Origin of the sequence: Pseudomonas sp. LA5 (genome assembly GCF_028640825.1) — a bacterium.
Taxonomy (GTDB): Bacteria; Pseudomonadota; Gammaproteobacteria; order Pseudomonadales; family Pseudomonadaceae; genus Chryseomonas; species Chryseomonas aestiva.
Genome location: NZ_JAQYZY010000052.1, coordinates 41129 through 56392, shown reverse-complemented (window position 1 = coordinate 56392; position 15264 = coordinate 41129). Strand labels below are relative to the sequence as shown.

The 15264-nt window shown below is 66.9% G+C and carries 12 protein-coding genes and 1 pseudogene; all 13 read right to left on the bottom strand.

What is annotated here, in order from left to right; translation table 11 throughout:
• Window positions 1-138: 138 nt before the first annotated feature.
• Window positions 139-873 (bottom strand): methyl-accepting chemotaxis protein, encoded by a 735-nt coding sequence (locus PVZ72_RS24330; protein WP_443218258.1) that lies wholly within the window; start codon window positions 871-873, stop codon window positions 139-141.
• Between the two features lie 123 nt (window positions 874-996).
• Window positions 997-1167 (bottom strand): annotated as a pseudogene (locus PVZ72_RS24325) (HAMP domain-containing protein); the annotation flags it as partial.
• Between the two features lie 1104 nt (window positions 1168-2271).
• Window positions 2272-3567: an adenylosuccinate synthase gene (locus tag PVZ72_RS19560; RefSeq protein WP_187981001.1), complete on the bottom strand. Its 1296-nt coding sequence runs from the start codon at window positions 3565-3567 to the stop codon at window positions 2272-2274.
• A 78-nt stretch (window positions 3568-3645) separates the two neighbouring features.
• Window positions 3646-4833 carry an ATP phosphoribosyltransferase regulatory subunit gene (locus tag PVZ72_RS19555; RefSeq protein ID WP_273862781.1) on the bottom strand — a complete coding sequence of 396 codons (1188 nt, stop codon included), beginning with the start codon at window positions 4831-4833 and terminating at the stop codon, window positions 3646-3648.
• A 255-nt stretch (window positions 4834-5088) separates the two neighbouring features.
• On the bottom strand, window positions 5089-5958 hold the full coding sequence (hflC, locus tag PVZ72_RS19550) for a protease modulator HflC (RefSeq protein WP_017642910.1): 870 nt from the start codon (window positions 5956-5958) through the stop codon (window positions 5089-5091).
• A complete protein-coding gene (hflK, locus tag PVZ72_RS19545) occupies window positions 5958-7145 on the bottom strand; it encodes an FtsH protease activity modulator HflK (RefSeq protein ID WP_158891391.1) in 1188 nt (395 codons plus the stop codon). Before hflK ends, hflC begins: the two co-directional genes overlap by 1 nt.
• A 98-nt stretch (window positions 7146-7243) precedes the next feature.
• Window positions 7244-8548: a ribosome rescue GTPase HflX gene (hflX, locus tag PVZ72_RS19540; protein ID WP_158891393.1), complete on the bottom strand. Its 1305-nt coding sequence runs from the start codon at window positions 8546-8548 to the stop codon at window positions 7244-7246.
• A 20-nt stretch (window positions 8549-8568) separates the two neighbouring features.
• On the bottom strand, window positions 8569-8814 hold the full coding sequence (gene hfq, locus PVZ72_RS19535) for an RNA chaperone Hfq (protein WP_007161156.1): 246 nt from the start codon (window positions 8812-8814) through the stop codon (window positions 8569-8571).
• Between the two features lie 87 nt (window positions 8815-8901).
• On the bottom strand, window positions 8902-9882 hold the full coding sequence (miaA, locus tag PVZ72_RS19530) for a tRNA (adenosine(37)-N6)-dimethylallyltransferase MiaA (protein WP_273862780.1): 981 nt from the start codon (window positions 9880-9882) through the stop codon (window positions 8902-8904).
• 42 nt (window positions 9883-9924) lie between these two features.
• Window positions 9925-11823, bottom strand: coding sequence for a DNA mismatch repair endonuclease MutL (gene mutL, locus PVZ72_RS19525; protein WP_273862779.1), 1899 nt, complete (start codon window positions 11821-11823; stop codon window positions 9925-9927).
• A complete protein-coding gene (locus tag PVZ72_RS19520; RefSeq protein WP_273862778.1) occupies window positions 11816-13246 on the bottom strand; it encodes an N-acetylmuramoyl-L-alanine amidase in 1431 nt (476 codons plus the stop codon). The genes mutL and PVZ72_RS19520 overlap by 8 nt, the downstream gene beginning before the upstream one ends.
• Window positions 13247-13284: 38 nt before the next feature.
• Complete coding sequence (gene tsaE / locus PVZ72_RS19515; RefSeq protein ID WP_273862777.1) at window positions 13285-13746, bottom strand: tRNA (adenosine(37)-N6)-threonylcarbamoyltransferase complex ATPase subunit type 1 TsaE; 462 nt, start codon at window positions 13744-13746, stop codon at window positions 13285-13287.
• On the bottom strand, window positions 13734-15221 hold the full coding sequence (locus PVZ72_RS19510; protein ID WP_273862776.1) for an NAD(P)H-hydrate dehydratase: 1488 nt from the start codon (window positions 15219-15221) through the stop codon (window positions 13734-13736). Before PVZ72_RS19510 ends, tsaE begins: the two co-directional genes overlap by 13 nt.
• Between the last annotated feature and the right edge of the window lie 43 nt (window positions 15222-15264).

Below are 15264 nucleotides of genomic sequence, written 5' to 3'. Positions count from 1 at the left end.
GTCCTAGCGGTGGCAACACCGTGGAAGTTCGAGTCTTCTCCTGGGCACCAATACCAAGCGGACGATCCCAGATCGGACGCAACAGAAAAACCGGCTTCGGCCGGTTTTTTCTTGCCCGCGAAAAGGCGCGGGTCTCCCCTACGCCTTGAACTGTCCCAGACTGCCGCGCAGCTGAGCGGCCAGTTCCGCCAGGGTGCGACTGCTGTCCGCAGTGGCCGCCACCGACTCGGCTGCACGCAGCGCCTCACCATGGATGACCTCGACTCGCTGACGCACCGCCGCGGCACCCGCCGCCTGGCGCTGGGCGGCCTGGGCAGCCGTGCTCATGCTGGCATGCACCTGATCCACTGCGCGGTGGACATCCTGCTGGATGCGCTTGCTGTCGCGCAGCACGGCCAACCCGCTGCTGGCCTGCTGCCGCGCCTCGCCTATGGCGGCGACCGCCTCGCGCGCCCCTTCCTGCAGTCCGGCGATGTGCGTCCGGATGCTGCCGGTGGATTCCTGGGTCTTGCTGGCCAGCGCCCGCACCTCGTCGGCGACCACCGCGAAGCCACGCCCGCTCTCGCCGGCCCTGGCCGCCTCGATGGCCGCATTGAGCGCCAGCAAATTGGTCTGCTCGGCGATCCCGCGGATCACGTCCAGCACCACCTCGATCTGCTCGCTTTGCGCGGCCAGCCGCTCGATCACCTGGGCACCCGACTCGACCTGGGTCACCAGCCCCTCGATACCCTCGGCCACCTCGGTGGCGATCCGGGCATTGCTCTGGGCAGAGCTGCGGATGGCTTCCACCTGCTGCAACGCGCCCTGCATGGCCAGACTTTCGCCCTCGGCCTCCGCGGCGATGCCGGACAAGGCCTCCAGGCTGCGGGCCACCTCTTCGCGCTGACGCAGCGCTGCCGCTTCGGCGGTGGCGCTGCTGCCGGCCAAGCCGCGGATTTCTTCGCCGGTGCGTGCGGCGACGCCATGGGCCTCGCCCACCAGCGGCTGCAGCTTGGCCAGGAAGCCATCGACCGCCCCACCCAACGCCTGGATCTCATCGCCCTGCCCCAGCTGCAGGCGGCGGGTCAGATCCCCCTCCCCGGCCGCCAGATCGTCCAGCGCCCGCTGCAGCACGCCGATCCGGCGCAGCACCCGTCGACCCAGCACCAGCGCCACGGCCACGACCATCACCACGCCAACAGCGATTAGCCCCAGGGCGATCTGCCAGCGCAGCGCGCCTGCCAGGGTGGCAACCGTCTCACCGGCATTGCGACTCATGGCCAGGGCGGCCTGGCGGGTGCCTTCCAGACGCGTCGCCAGGGTCGCGGCACTGCCCTTGGCGGCTGCCGTCACGCTGCTGGAGACCAGACCACCGGCGTCGTCGACCAGGGTCTTGAAACTCTGGTCCAGGGCCGCACCGGCGCGCTCGATGACCTGAGTGGAAAAGCCCACCACCACCTTGCCGATTTCCACGCCGTTGGGACTGATGGAGGCATCCACGCGATAGACCGAGGGATCCCGGGTCGCCGCATCCAGCACCTTGGCCAGGGCACCCTCGCCCTGCCCCATGGCGAGCAGGCGCGCCACGCGCTCATCCTGACGATTGAGATAACGGGTCAGATTCTGACCCTGGGCATCCTGGAAGACGACGAACAGCACCTCGGGATTGCCCTGCGCCCGGCGCGCCAGATCGGACAGCGCCGGTACATCGGCATCCCACATCGCCTTGGGCGCCACACCCGCCAGCAACTCGGCCAGATTCTGCGCATTGCTCTTGAGGGTAGCGGTCAGGGTTTCACCCACCTGCTGCCGCTCGCGCGCCAGGCGTTGCGCAAGCCCCTCGGCCAGCCGCGTGCGGGTCTGCCCGGCCAGCTCGGCAAGACTGCCATCCACCTCGCCACCGGCCTGGCGCAGGGTATCGGCGAGCTGCTCGGATTCACCGGACAGGCGTGCGGCCAGACCGGACTGCAGGCCCTTCACCGCATCCTGGGTCAGCCAGAGCGCCAGACCCACCTGGAGAACGACGGCGAGCAACAGGCTGATGAATACCGGCAGCAACAGGCGGCTGCGCAGCAGCGACAAGAGAAACGACATGGGGGTCTCCAGCGGCGAGGGACATTTACAGGCTGTCGGCCAACTCGAGAAGAGCTGGAGCCTCAGCGATAAATAGTCATAGCAATATGCTGGCCATTTCGGACCAGCGGCCATCCGCGACCTACCAGCGTCTTTCGCACCCCGAAAACAGAAAAGCCCCGCGGGGCGGGGCTTTTCAGGCTGCATCCTTTTAGCGCATCAGGCGAAAGGATGGCGCAGCACGATGGTTTCCTTGCGATCCGGACCGGTCGAGACGATGTCGATCGGCGCCTCGACCAGCTCGGCGATACGGCGGATGTAGGCCTGGGCGTTGGCCGGCAGCGCCTCGAGGCTCTGGGCACCCACGGTGGATTCGCTCCAGCCGGGCATGTCCTCGTACACCGGCTGCAGACCGGTGTAGCTGTCGGCGTCGGTGGGCGCCTCGGTCAGCAGGTTGCCGGCGGCATCCTTGTAACCGGTGCAGATGCGCACGGTTTCCAGACCGTCGAGCACGTCCAGCTTGGTCAGGCACAGGCCGGAGATGCTGTTGATCTCGATGGAGCGACGCAGGATGACGGCATCGAACCAGCCGCAACGGCGCGGACGACCGGTGACGGAGCCGAATTCATGGCCCTGCTTGGCCAGGTAGGCACCGGTCTCGTCGAACAGCTCGGTCGGGAAGGGACCGGAGCCGACGCGGGTGGTGTAGGCCTTGGTGATGCCGAGGATGTAGTCCAGGTACAACGGACCCACGCCGGAACCGGTCGCCACGCCACCGGCGGTGGTGTTGGAACTGGTAACGAAGGGATAGGTGCCGTGGTCGATGTCCAGCAGGGTGCCCTGGGCACCTTCGAACATCAGGTTCTCACCGGCCTTGCGCAGCTCGTGCAGACGACTGACGACGTCCATGACCAGCGGCTGCATGACCTTGGCGTGCTCCATCGCCTCGTCGTAGGTCTTCTGGAAGTCCACCGGCGGCTCGTTGAAGTAGTTCTGCAGGACGAAATTGTGGTAGTCCAGCACTTCCTTGAGCTTGACCGCGAAACGCTCCGGGTGGAACAAATCGCCGACACGCAGACCGCGACGGGCGATCTTGTCTTCGTAGGCCGGGCCGATGCCGCGACCGGTGGTACCGATCTTGGCTTCGCCACGGGCCTTCTCACGCGCCTGATCCAGGGCCACGTGATAGGGCAGGATCAGCGAGCAGGCCGAGCTGATGCGCAGGCGCTCGCGCACCGGCACGCCGCGCGCTTCCAGCTCGCCGACTTCCTTGAACAGGGCTTCCGGCGACAGCACCACGCCATTGCCGATCAGGCACTGGGTGTCGGCGCGCAGGATGCCCGAGGGAATCAGCCGCAGGATGGTCTTCTGGCCATCGATGACCAGCGTGTGGCCGGCATTGTGACCGCCCTGATAACGCACCACCGCAGCGGCCTGGTCGGTCAGCAGATCCACGATCTTGCCCTTGCCCTCATCACCCCACTGGGTGCCCAGGACGACGACGTTCTTACCCATAACCTTATCCCCTGTCAGGAAGATTTCTGTCGGCCAGGCCGACGATGCTCACGTTCACCCGGATGCCAGATCCGGTGCTTAGGAATTCAAGGGCACCACGACCCAGGCGCCCTGCTGCTCGACCAGGCGGCGATCGCAACCCGAGCTGTGCAGCTGGTCCGCGTCGTCATGACCGGTGGCCTGGACCACCCGCTCGCCCGCGGCGCGCAATTCGCGCACCGCCTGCCAGAGCACCGGCGCATGGCCAGCCGGCGCCCAGATGCCGCGACGTGGTTCGTCGAGCACGGCGGTGCCCAGCTCGACGAGGGTCTTCAGATCGGTGGAAAAACCGGTGGCGGGACGCGAGCGCCCGAAGTCGGCACCGATGTTGTCATAGCGACCACCCTGGGCGATGGACTGCCCGGTGCCCGGCACGAAGGCGGCGAAGACCACCCCGGTGTGGTAGTGATAACCGCGCAGCTCGCCCAGATCGAAATACAGCGGCACGCCCGGGAAACGACCCCTGAGCGATTCGGCCAGAGCGATCAGCTCGTCCAGCGACTGCAGGACGCCTGCGGGCGCACCCGCCAGCCGCTGCCGGGCCTGGTCGAGCACCGCGGCATCGCCGCTGAGTTCAGCCAGGGCACGCAGCCAGCCACGCTCGGCGGCGGGCAACTCGGCGGTTAGCTCGGCGATCTCGTCGACCGCCTTGCGCTGCAGGGCATCGAACAGCTGCTGCTCGCTGGCGCCGGAGATGCCGGCCGCCTGGCACAGCCCGCGATAGATTCCCACGTGCCCCAGATCCATGTGGATATCGGGCACCTGGGCCTGCTCGAGCACATCGAGCATCAGGCTGATGACTTCCAGATCCCCTTCGCTGCCGGGCACGCCATAGAGCTCGGCGCCGACCTGGATCGGGCTGCGCGAGGTGGACAGGGCACGGGGACGGGTATGCAGCACGCTGCCGGCATAGCACAGTCGGCTCGGGCCGCTCTGCCTGAGGCTATGGGCTTCCATGCGCGCCACCTGGGGCGTGATGTCGGAGCGGAAGCCCATGAGGCGACCGGAACTGGGATCGGTCACCTTGAAGGTGCGCAGCTCCAGCTCCTTGGCCGCGCCGGTGAGCAGCGATTCCAGGAATTCCAGGTGCGGGGTGATGACGAACTCGTAGCCCCAGCAATGGAACAGTTCCAGCACCCGGCGCCGAGCGCCTTCGATGCGCGCCGCGTCGGGCGGCAGGATTTCCTCGATACCGTCAGGCAGCAGCCAGCGGTCTACCGTAGCCATTAGGCCTCTTCTCCATGTCATGGATCGGCACGCGGCTGCCGAGGTCGGCGCAGTGGATTCCTGGAGAATCCTGCCGCCGGATCAAGCCGCTCTGCCGTGGATTGCTACCCGGATCAGCCAGGGCGTCGCCCTTCCACGGGTTTCGTACGGACGCAAAAAAGCCGGGGATGGCCCCGGCTGATTCATGATAACACGAAAAAATCGGCGATCGGGGATGAACGACGAGCGAAGCCTAGCCGTCGTTCATCCCGGACCTCACTGCCCCGGACTCTGGAAATACTTGAAGAAATCGCTCTTCGGATCCAGCACCAGGACATCGCTCTTGCTGGAGAAGCTGGAGCGATAGGCCTGCAGGCTGCGATAGAAGGAGAAGAACGACGGATTCTTCGAGTAGGCCTGGGAATACACCTGGGCCGCCTGGGCATCACCCTCACCGCGAGCCTGTTCGGCCTGGCGATAGGCTTCGGCCAGCAGCACGCGGCGCTGACGATCGGCGTCGGCACGGATGCCTTCGGCCAGTTCGCGACCCTTGGCGCGGTGCTCACGGGCTTCCCGTTCGCGCTCGGTACTCATCCGCTCATAGACGCTGCGACTGACTTCCTTGGGCAGGTCGATGGCCTTGACGCGCACGTCCAGTACCTCGATACCCAGCTCCTGGTTGGCCATCTTGTTCAGCGCCGCGGTCAGCGAACCGACCATGGCATCCCGCTCACCGGAGACCACCTCATGCAGGGTGCGACGACCGAACTGGTCACGCAGTCCCGCTTCCAGGCGGCGCAGCAGGCGTTCGTCGGCAATCTGCTTGAGGCCCGAAGTCGCGGTGTAGTAGCGATCGGCATTGAAGATGCGCCACTTGGCGTAGGCATCGACCATCACCGCTTTCTTTTCCAGCGTCAGGAAACGCTGCGTCGGGGTATCCAGCGTCTGCAGGCGGGCATCGAACTTGCGTACCCGGTTGACGTACGGGATCTTGAAGTGCAGACCGGGCTCCAGGTTGGGCTCGACCACGCGACCGAAGCGCAGCATCACCGCGCGCTCGGTCTCCTTCACCACGAACAGACTGCTCCAGGCAGCAAGGCCCAGAACGACCACGACGATCAGCGCGGCCAGCGATTTGTTGCTCATCAGCGGCTCTCCCTCGTACGCGCTTCGGTGGACTGCGGCAGATTGCGAATGACCGAGGCCGCCGTGTCGCTCGATGCCGCCGGGGCAGCACCGCTGCTGATGGCCGAGGTCGGTGCCGGGGCACGGTTCTGCATCAGCTTGTCGAGCGGCAGATAGAGCAGATTCTGGCCGGCCTGACCGGTGACCATGATCTTGCTCGACTGGCCAAGCACTTCCTGCATCGTCTCGATGTACAGACGCTCGCGGGTCAGCTGCGGATTGGCCGCGTACTGGACCGCCAGCTGGCTGAAGCGCGAGGCATCACCCTGGGCACGGGCCACGACTTCGTCGCGATAGCCGTTGGCTTCCTCGATGATGCGCTGGGCAGCACCGCGAGCCTCGGGGATCACGCCATTGGCATAGGCTTCGGCCTGGTTCTTCTCGCGCTGCTCATCCTCGCGAGCACGGATCACGTCGTCGAAGGCTTCCTGAACTTCACGCGGCGCCGCCGCGCTCTGGATGTTCACCTGGGTCACCGTGATGCCGGTGCCATAGGTGTCGAGGAAGCGCTGCAGACGCTCGCGCACATTGGTGGCGACCTGCTCGCGGCCGTCGGTCAGCAACTGATCCATGGTCGAGGAGCCGGCCACGTGGCGCACGGCGCTGTCGGTCGCCTGCTGCAGGCTGACCTCGGGCTGGTCGACGTTGAGGACGAAGTCCTTGAGGTTGGTGATGCGGTACTGGACGGTCAGCGGCACCTCGACGATGTTCTCGTCCTGGGTCAGCATGGCGCCCTGCTTGCTGTAGGCCCGCTCACGGGTCACGTTTTCCTGGTACTTGGTCTCGAAGGGCGGGAAGTAGATGTTCAGGCCGGGCCCTACCGTCTCATGGTATTTGCCCAGGCGCAGCACCACCGCCTGCTCCTGCTCGTCCACGACGTAGACGGCGTTGTACAGCCAGAGCGCGCCGACCAGCAGTACGCCCAGGAGCAGCAAGCCCTTGCCACCACCTGAGCCGAAACTGTCGCCGCCACTGCCGCCGGACCGCTTCTTGCCGCCGACCAGGCGGTTGATGCGGTCCTGAAACTTACGCAAGGCTTCGTCGAGATCCGGCGGCCCCTTGCGTCCACCATTGCCGCCACCGTTGTTGTTGCGGCCGCCCCAGGGGTCTTGATTGTTCGAGTTGCCACCGGGCTCGTTCCAAGCCATAGCGCTCTCCCTACTGATAACGCGAAAACGCGCCGAAATGGCGCGCCGACCAATGCTACCGGATGGTCCCTGCCCGAACAAAAGCGCCGAGCGGGGGTTTATTGCAAAACATGTTGCTGGATAAAGACTTCCGGTTCTTCACCGGCCCGGCTGAGCAGTCGATTGAGTTCGGCGCGGGGTACTCGTACAGACAACAGGATGTTGCCTTCGTCATCATGATCGTCCTGGCGAACCACGCCCAGGTCGAACAGCTGCGCGCGCAGCCGGGCATGCCGCTGAGGCAGGCGCAGCACGCCGACGAAGAGATCCTCGCCAAGCAATTCGGCGACGGCCTGACCGACCAGCTCCAGACCGCGACCTTCGCGCGCCGACACCCAGACCCGGATCGGGCGTCCGGTTTCGTCGTCGCGCTGGATATGGGGCTCGACCCCGTCGAGCAGATCGAGCTTGTTGTAGATTTCCAGCATCGGCAGCTCATCGGCGCCGATTTCGTGCAGCACCGCCTCGACCTGCTCGATCTGCAGCTGGCGATCGTCCTCGTGGGCATCGATCACGTGCAGCAACAGGTCGGAGTTGCTGGATTCCTCCAGGGTCGCGCGGAACGCCTCGACCAGCTTGTGCGGCAGATGGCGGATGAAGCCCACGGTATCGGCCAGCACGATCGGCCCCAGATCCGGCAGCTCCAGACGGCGCAGGGTGGGGTCGAGGGTGGCGAACAGCAGGTTGGCCGCATAGACGCCGGATTCGGTGAGGCTGTTGAACAGGGTGGACTTGCCGGCGTTGGTATAACCGACCAGGGACACCGAGGGGATCTCGGCCCGCCGACGCCCACGACGGGCCTGCTCGCGCTGGCTGCGCACCTTGTCCAGGCGCTGGCGGATCTGGCGGATGCGGATCCGCAGGAGACGGCGGTCGGTCTCCAGCTGGGTTTCACCCGGACCGCGCAGACCGATACCGCCCTTCTGCCGTTCGAGGTGGGTCCAGCCGCGTACCAGCCGCGTGCTCATGTGTTCGAGCTGGGCGAGTTCCACCTGCAGCTTGCCCTCGTGGGTCCGGGCGCGCTGGGCGAAGATATCGAGAATGAGGCCCGTGCGGTCGAGGACGCGGCACTCGAAGGCTTTTTCGAGGTTGCGTTCCTGACTGGGCGTGAGGTCATGGTTGAAGATGACCAGATCGGCGGCATGGGCGTGCACCTGATCGTGCAGTTCCTCGACCTTGCCGGTACCGATGAGATAACGCGCGGTCGGCTGACTGCGATTCACCGTGACGAAAGACACGGTCTCCGCACCCGCCGATCGCGCGAGTTCGAGAAACTCCTGAGGATCTTCGCGCGCCTCGGGATGCAGGCCTTCCAAATGGACCAGAATGGCCCGCTCACCACCTTCGTGACGCTCGAAGAACAACAGGGCGCTCCTCTTGTTATTTATTCGCTATCCGACTCGCTCGTCTCGGAGCTGGGCAGACGGACCGGGCGGCTCGGCACCACGGTGGAGATTGCATGCTTGTAGACCATCTGGCTGACGGTATTCTTGAGCAGAATCACGAACTGGTCGAAGGACTCGATCTGACCCTGCAGCTTGATACCGTTGACGAGATAGATGGAAACCGGAACGCGCTCTTTACGCAGGGTGTTCAGGTAAGGGTCTTGTAGCGAATGCCCTTTTGACATCGTGTCGCTCTCCTAAGGAAATGAAAATACCGATCTGGCGACATGCCAGTTTCCGCTGCCCACCATGGACACGCGGACAAAAACGATTCAGCTGTGGAGCGATATGGTGTCACCGACCAGGCATTTCAAGATCCGCGGCAGATTGTCACAAGCCAGGCTGTCGAAGCTGTGCGCGGCGGGCCAGCCACGCAACCAGGTCAACTGCCGCTTCGCCAATTGCCGCGTCGCCGCAACGCCACGCGCCACCATCTCTTCCCGCGTGCAATCCCCTTCCAGGAACTCCCACACCTGACGATAGCCTACGGATCGCATGGACGGCAGACCAGGATGCAGATCGGGACGTTCCCGCAAGGCTGAAACTTCGTCGATGAAGCCCTGTTCCAGCATCAGATTGAAGCGCTCGGCGATACGCGCATGGAGCACCTCACGCCGACCGGGCGCCAGGATCAATTGGGCCACAGTATAGGGTAATTGCGTCTGGGGCGCGCCGTTCGAATCGGCATTGGCGCTCATTTGCAGCGCGCGATGCGCGGTCATCGACTGGCCGCTGACCCGATACACCTCGAGGGCGCGCAGGAGCCGCTGGGGGTCGTTGGGATGGATGCGCGCAGCCGACACCGGATCGACCTCGGCCAGTTGCCGATGGATCTCGCCCCAGCCCGCCGTGGCCGCCAGCGCCTCGATCTCGGCGCGCACCCCGGCATCGGCCCCCGGCATGTCGGCCAGGCCTTCGAGCAGGGCCTTGAAGTAGAGCATGGTGCCGCCCACCAGCAGGGGGATGCGTCCGGCCGCGGTGATCTCGGCCATGGCCGCCAGGGCATCGGTACGAAATTCGGCGGCGGAATAGCTCTCGGCGGGATCGCGGATGTCCACCAGCCGGTGCGGATGGGCGGCCAGCAGCTCGGCGTCAGGTTTGGCGGTGCCTATGTCCATGCCGCGATAGATGAGCGCCGAGTCCACGCTGATCAGCTCTATGGGCAGCAGCCGTGCCAGCTCGATGGCGAGATCGGTCTTGCCGGAGGCGGTCGGGCCCATGAGGAAGATGGCGGGCGGCAGGGGGGCGGTCATGAGGGATTCTCGAAGGGCGCCGAGCGGGACACGGCGGGGCGGTCAGCGGCCGCGCAGGAAGAGTTTGTCCAGGTCATCCAGGCTGAGCTGGGCCCAGGTGGGCCGACCGTGGTTGCACTGGCCGCTGCGCTCGGTGGTTTCCATGTCGCGCAGCAGGGCATTCATCTCCGGCAGAGTCAGCCGCCGGTTGGCGCGTACCGAGCCATGGCAGGCCATGGTGCCGAGCAATTCGTTGAGGTGCGCCTGGATGCGATCGCTGGTGCCATAGTCCAGCAGGTCGGCGAGCACGTCCTGCACCAGTCGCGCGGCCTGGGCCTGCTTGAGCAGCGCGGGGATCTGCCGGATGGCCAGGGTCTCGGGGCCGAGCCGCTGCAATTCGAAGCCGAGCCGCTCGAACCACTGGCCGTGCTCTTCGGCGCAATCGGCCTCGCGCTCGCTGACCGCCAGGGATTCCGGCACCAGCAGCGGCTGACCGCGCAGGCCTTCGCTGGCCATGGCTACCTTGAGCCGCTCGTAGGTGATGCGCTCGTGGGCGGCGTGCATGTCCACCAGGATCAGGCCCTGGGCATTCTCGGCGAGGATGTAGATGCCCTTGAGTTGCGCCAGGGCATAACCCAGCGGCGGTACGTCGCCCTGCTCCGCCGGCAGGGACGCGGCTTCGGCGCCCTCCGGCAGCGGCGCGAAGAAGGCCTTGTAGGCGCTCTGCACCTCGGCCACCGGCGCGCCCGCATAGGGCTGCGGGGTGGGCGCGTAATGCGCGGCGCCACCCGCCCCGCCGCCACCGGCGAAGGGCTGGGCCGGCGGCGGAGGGCTGTCGTGCAACATGGCGGCGGCCAGGCGCATCTCGCCCTGGGGGCCGAATTCACCGGCGGCCGGACCGCTCAGCGGCGCCGGGGCCGTGGGCACCACTACGGCGAGCTGGTCGTCCGGGCGGATATCGCCGAGGGCGCGGTGCAGGGTGCCGTAGAGGAAGTCGTGCACCTGGCGGCTGTCGCGGAAGCGCACCTCGTGCTTGGTGGGATGGACGTTGACGTCCACCACCGCCGGATCCACTTCCAGGAACAGCACGAAGGCCGGGTGGCGGCCGTTGTAGAGAACGTCGCGATAGGCCTGGCGCACCGCATGGGCGACCAGCTTGTCGCGCACCATGCGGCCGTTGACATAGAAGTACTGCAGATCCGCCTGGCTGCGCGAAAAGGTCGGCAGGCCGACCCAGCCCCACAGGCGCAGACCGTTGCGCTCGTGCTCCAGCGGCAGCGCCTGTTCGAGAAAGGCCGGGCTGCAGACCGCGCCGACTCGCCGCCCCTGGCTCTGGGGATCGCTCGCCGGATGCAGGGCCAGCACGCTCTTGCCGTTGTGTCGCAGATGAAAACCCACGTCGAAGCGCGCCAGCGCCAGGCGCCGCACTACTTCCTGCAGGTGATCGAATTCGGTCTTTTCGGCACGCAGGAACTTGCGCCGCGCCGGGGTATTGAAGAACAGGTCGCGCACCTCCACCGAGGTGCCCTGGGGATGCGCGGCGGGCTGCACCCGTGGCTGCATCTCGCGGCCTTCGGTCTCCACCTGCCAGGCCTGGTCCTCGCCGCGAAAACGCGAGGTCAGGGTAAGGCGCGACACCGAACTGACCGACGCCAGGGCCTCGCCGCGAAAGCCCAGGCTGGTGACGCTTTCCAGTTCGTCCAGGTGATAGATCTTGCTGGTGGCATGGCGCGCCAGGGCCAGGTGCAGGTCATCCGCCGGGATGCCATGCCCGTCGTCGCGGATGCGCAGCAGCTTGACCCCGCCCTGCTCCACCTCGATATCGATGCGCCGGGCACCGGCGTCCAGGCTGTTCTCCAGCAGCTCCTTGGCCACCGAGGCGGGGCGTTCGACCACCTCGCCGGCGGCGATCTGGTTGGACAGCCGCGGGCTGAGCAGCTGGATGCGCCGGGGTTCAGTCATTGCTGGCCGCCAGTTCGTGGGTGGGGATGGTCAACACCTGACCGGAGCGGATGTGATTGCCGCGCAGCCCGTTGGCGGCGCGCAGGGTGGAGAGGTCGACATCATAGCGGCGGGCGATGAGGCTCAGGCTTTCGCCCGGCTGCACCCGGTGCTGATCGAAGCCACGCACGCTGCCGACCTTGTCGCCCCGCTGCTCGCGCTGCCAGGCCAGGTAGGTGCCTGGCGGCGGACGATGCTGGAAGTACTGCACGATACCGGCCTGGATCTGCCGGGCGAGCAGGCCCTGGTGCGCCGGACTGGCCAGCTTGGCCGACTCGTTGGCATTGGTGATGAAGCCGGTCTCCACCAGGATCGAGGGGATGTCCGGCGATTTCAGCACCATGAAACCGGCCTGCTCCACCCGCGAATGCAGGAGCTTGGTCGCGCGCCCGACCTGACCGAGGATGGTCTGGCCGACCTCCAGGCTGGAGGCCACGGTGGCGGTCATGGACAGGTCCATGAGCACCCCGGCGAGCATCGGGTCCTTGTTGTCCAGGGCATCGGACACCCCGCCGACCTGGTCGGAGCGGTTTTCCGCATCGGCCAGCCAGCGCGCTGCCTCGGAGGTGGCGCCGCGCTGGGACAGGGCGAAGACGGTGACGCCCTCGGCGCTGGCGCTGGGCGCGGAGTCGGCATGGATGGAGATGAATAGGTCGGCCCCCTTCTTGCGGGCGATGACCTGTCGCTGGCGCAACGGGATGAAGTAGTCGCTGGTGCGGGTCAGCTCGGCGCGAAAGCCCTTCTGCCGATTGAGATTGGCCTGCAGCTGCTTGGCGATGGCCAGCACCACGTTCTTCTCGTACAGCCGGCCGCGGCCGATGGCGCCCGGATCCTCACCGCCATGACCGGGGTCGATCACCACCACCACGTCGCGCTTGCCGCTGGGGCTGGAGGGCAGACGGGTCGCCGGCTGGGCCGGGGTCACCGGGGTGGCCGGCAGGTTGGGCGTGACGGTGGCGGGAATATCGCTGGCGGCAGGGTCGGTGCCCTGGTCGTAGAGATCGACCACCAGGCGATTGCCGTATTCCTTATTGGGCGCCAGGGTAAAACTCTTGGGCGTCAGGGCACCCTTGGTGTCCAGCACCAGGCGCACCTCGCCCGGCGAGCGCTGGGCCGCGCGCAGGCCGGTGATGGGAGTATTGCGCAGCGGCTTTTCGTTCAGCCCACCGTCGAGCTGCGCGCCGGACAGGTCGATGACGATGCGATCCGGGGCACTGAGGGTGAAGACGCTGGCCTTGACCGGGCCGGTCAGATCGAACACCAGACGGGTATTGTCGGGCGCACGCCAGACGCGCATGCCCTTGATCTGGGTGGCGGCCAGCAACTGACTGCTGAGAATCAACAACAACAGGCCGAGTCCCGACCTGAAAAAACGCTTGCGCATGCCTGCGACCGTATAGCTGGAGAACGAGGGATCGGCGCCTAGGGCGCGAGGGCGGCGCACCAGGCCTCGCCGTGAGCGCCCTGGCTGACCAGGCGTAGATCACGGCCGTCGGCGCGTGGCGTAATGGTAATGTCCAGGTCGGGCTTTGGCAAAAAGCCCTGACCGCGCTCGGGCCATTCCACCAGGCACAAGGCCTCGGGTGTGAAGTAGTCGCGAATCCCCATGAATTCCAGTTCTTCCGGATCGGCCAGGCGGTAGAGGTCGAAGTGATAGACCGCACCGCTGGCCAGTTCGTAGGGTTCAACCAGGGTGAAGGTCGGACTCTTCACCGCGCCGCCATGGCCGAGACCGCGCAGGATGCCCCGCGACAGAGTGGTCTTGCCGGCACCCAGATCGCCGTGCAGATAGAGCACGCCGCGACCGCCGCTGGCCTGGGCCAGGCGGGCACCCAGGGCATACATGGCGTCTTCGTCGGCGGCGTGCAGGGTCAATTCAGACATGGCTGGAGTTCCTCGAGCAACTGGCGGGCGACCGGGGGCAGATCGCTGGCGGCGAGACCGCGGCCCTGGCGACCCAGCTCGGCGCCGGCACGGCCATGCAGCCAGGCACCCAGACAGGCGGCCTCGAAAGGTGCCAGCCCCTGCCCCAGCAGGGCGGCGATGATACCGGTGAGAATGTCTCCCAGGCCACCCGTGGCCATCGCCGGATGCCCTTCTCCGCACAGCGCCATGCGGCCGTCCGGGTGGGCGATCAGGGTGCCGAAGCCCTTGAGCAGCGCCACGCCGCCGTAGCGCCGCGCCAGTTCGCGGGCGCTGCCGGGGCGATCGGCCTCGATGTCCTTGATCGAGACCTCCAGCAGCCGCGCCGCTTCGCCCGGATGAGGCGTCATCACCCAGGGCCCACGTGGCGCCTCGACCACTCCGGCGGCCAGCAGATTGAGGGCATCGGCGTCCCAGACCTGGGCGACGTCCAGCGTCGCGGCGGCACTGGCCAGGGCCTTGCCCCAGGCGCCCTGGCCCAGGCCCGGTCCGACCGCGAGCACATCGGCCTTCCTGGCCAGCTCCAGCACGGCGAAACTGGAGTGCACCCCGGCGACCATGACCTCCGGCCGCCGCGCCAGCACCGCGGTCACATTGGACGGCCGGGTCGCCAGGCTGAGCATGCCCACACCACAGCGCAGCGCCGCCTCGCTGGTCATGATGGCTGCGCCACCAGTACCTTCGTCGCCGCCGATCACCAGCAGATGACCGTATTGCCCCTTGTGCGCATTGAGCGGGCGCGCCGCCAGGCGTGGCAGGTTGCCAGGCGCCAGGCGCTGGGCCGTGGCATGGGCGGGATTCTGCGGCTCCTCCACCAGCGGCTCGAATACCAGACTGCCGACGTGATCCGGGCCCTTGCCGGTGAACAGCCCGAGCTTGAGGCCGATGAAGGTGATGGTCAGATCTGCGCGCACCAGAGCGCCCGCCGCAGCGCCGGTGTCGGCATCCAGTCCGGACGGCAGGTCGATGGCCACCACCGGCAGTTCGCTGGCGTTGATCCGCTCGATGGCCGCGGCATAGGGCTCGCGTGCGGCGCCCTTGAGCCCGGTGCCCAGCAAGGCATCGACCACCAGCCCCTCCAGCGGAGCGTCCGCGCGCCAGGGCTGGATATCCACGCCGGCGGCGAGGGCCTCGGCATGGGCCTGGGCAGCATCGCCCTGGAGTCCGGCCGGCTCGGCCAGGTGCCAGACCCGCGCCTGCCAGCCGGCCTTGCGCGCCAGCGCAGCGACCAGATAGCCGTCGCCGGCATTGTTGCCGCCGCCGGCCAGCACGCAGAGGGCGCCAGCATGGGGCCAGCCGTGGCGCAACGAGCGCCATGCCGCGGCCGCCGCGCGTCTCATCAACTCGAGACCGGGCAGACCGCCGGCGATCAGTTGGGCGTCGAGATCCCGTACCTGCTGGGCGCTGTAGAGCTGGAACGGCAGTTCGTCGTGCATGCTGGGAAAGCCTCCGGAGTCTGGCAAAATAGGCGGCCCTCCT

Excerpts from the sequence above, each read along its gene's own strand:
- PVZ72_RS19560 (WP_187981001.1), bottom strand. The coding sequence starts at position 3,567 with ATGGGTAAGAACGTCGTCGTCCTGGGCACCCAGTGGGGTGATGAGGGC.
- PVZ72_RS19555 (WP_273862781.1), bottom strand. The coding sequence starts at position 4,833 with ATGGCTACGGTAGACCGCTGGCTGCTGCCTGACGGTATCGAGGAAATC.
- hflC (WP_017642910.1), bottom strand. The coding sequence starts at position 5,958 with ATGAGCAACAAATCGCTGGCCGCGCTGATCGTCGTGGTCGTTCTGGGC.
- hflK (WP_158891391.1), bottom strand. The coding sequence starts at position 7,145 with ATGGCTTGGAACGAGCCCGGTGGCAACTCGAACAATCAAGACCCCTGG.
- hfq (WP_007161156.1), bottom strand. The coding sequence starts at position 8,814 with ATGTCAAAAGGGCATTCGCTACAAGACCCTTACCTGAACACCCTGCGT.
- miaA (WP_273862780.1), bottom strand. The coding sequence starts at position 9,882 with ATGACCGCCCCCCTGCCGCCCGCCATCTTCCTCATGGGCCCGACCGCC.
- mutL (WP_273862779.1), bottom strand. The coding sequence starts at position 11,823 with ATGACTGAACCCCGGCGCATCCAGCTGCTCAGCCCGCGGCTGTCCAAC.
- PVZ72_RS19520 (WP_273862778.1), bottom strand. The coding sequence starts at position 13,246 with ATGCGCAAGCGTTTTTTCAGGTCGGGACTCGGCCTGTTGTTGTTGATT.
- tsaE (WP_273862777.1), bottom strand. The coding sequence starts at position 13,746 with ATGTCTGAATTGACCCTGCACGCCGCCGACGAAGACGCCATGTATGCC.
- PVZ72_RS19510 (WP_273862776.1), bottom strand. The coding sequence starts at position 15,221 with ATGCACGACGAACTGCCGTTCCAGCTCTACAGCGCCCAGCAGGTACGG.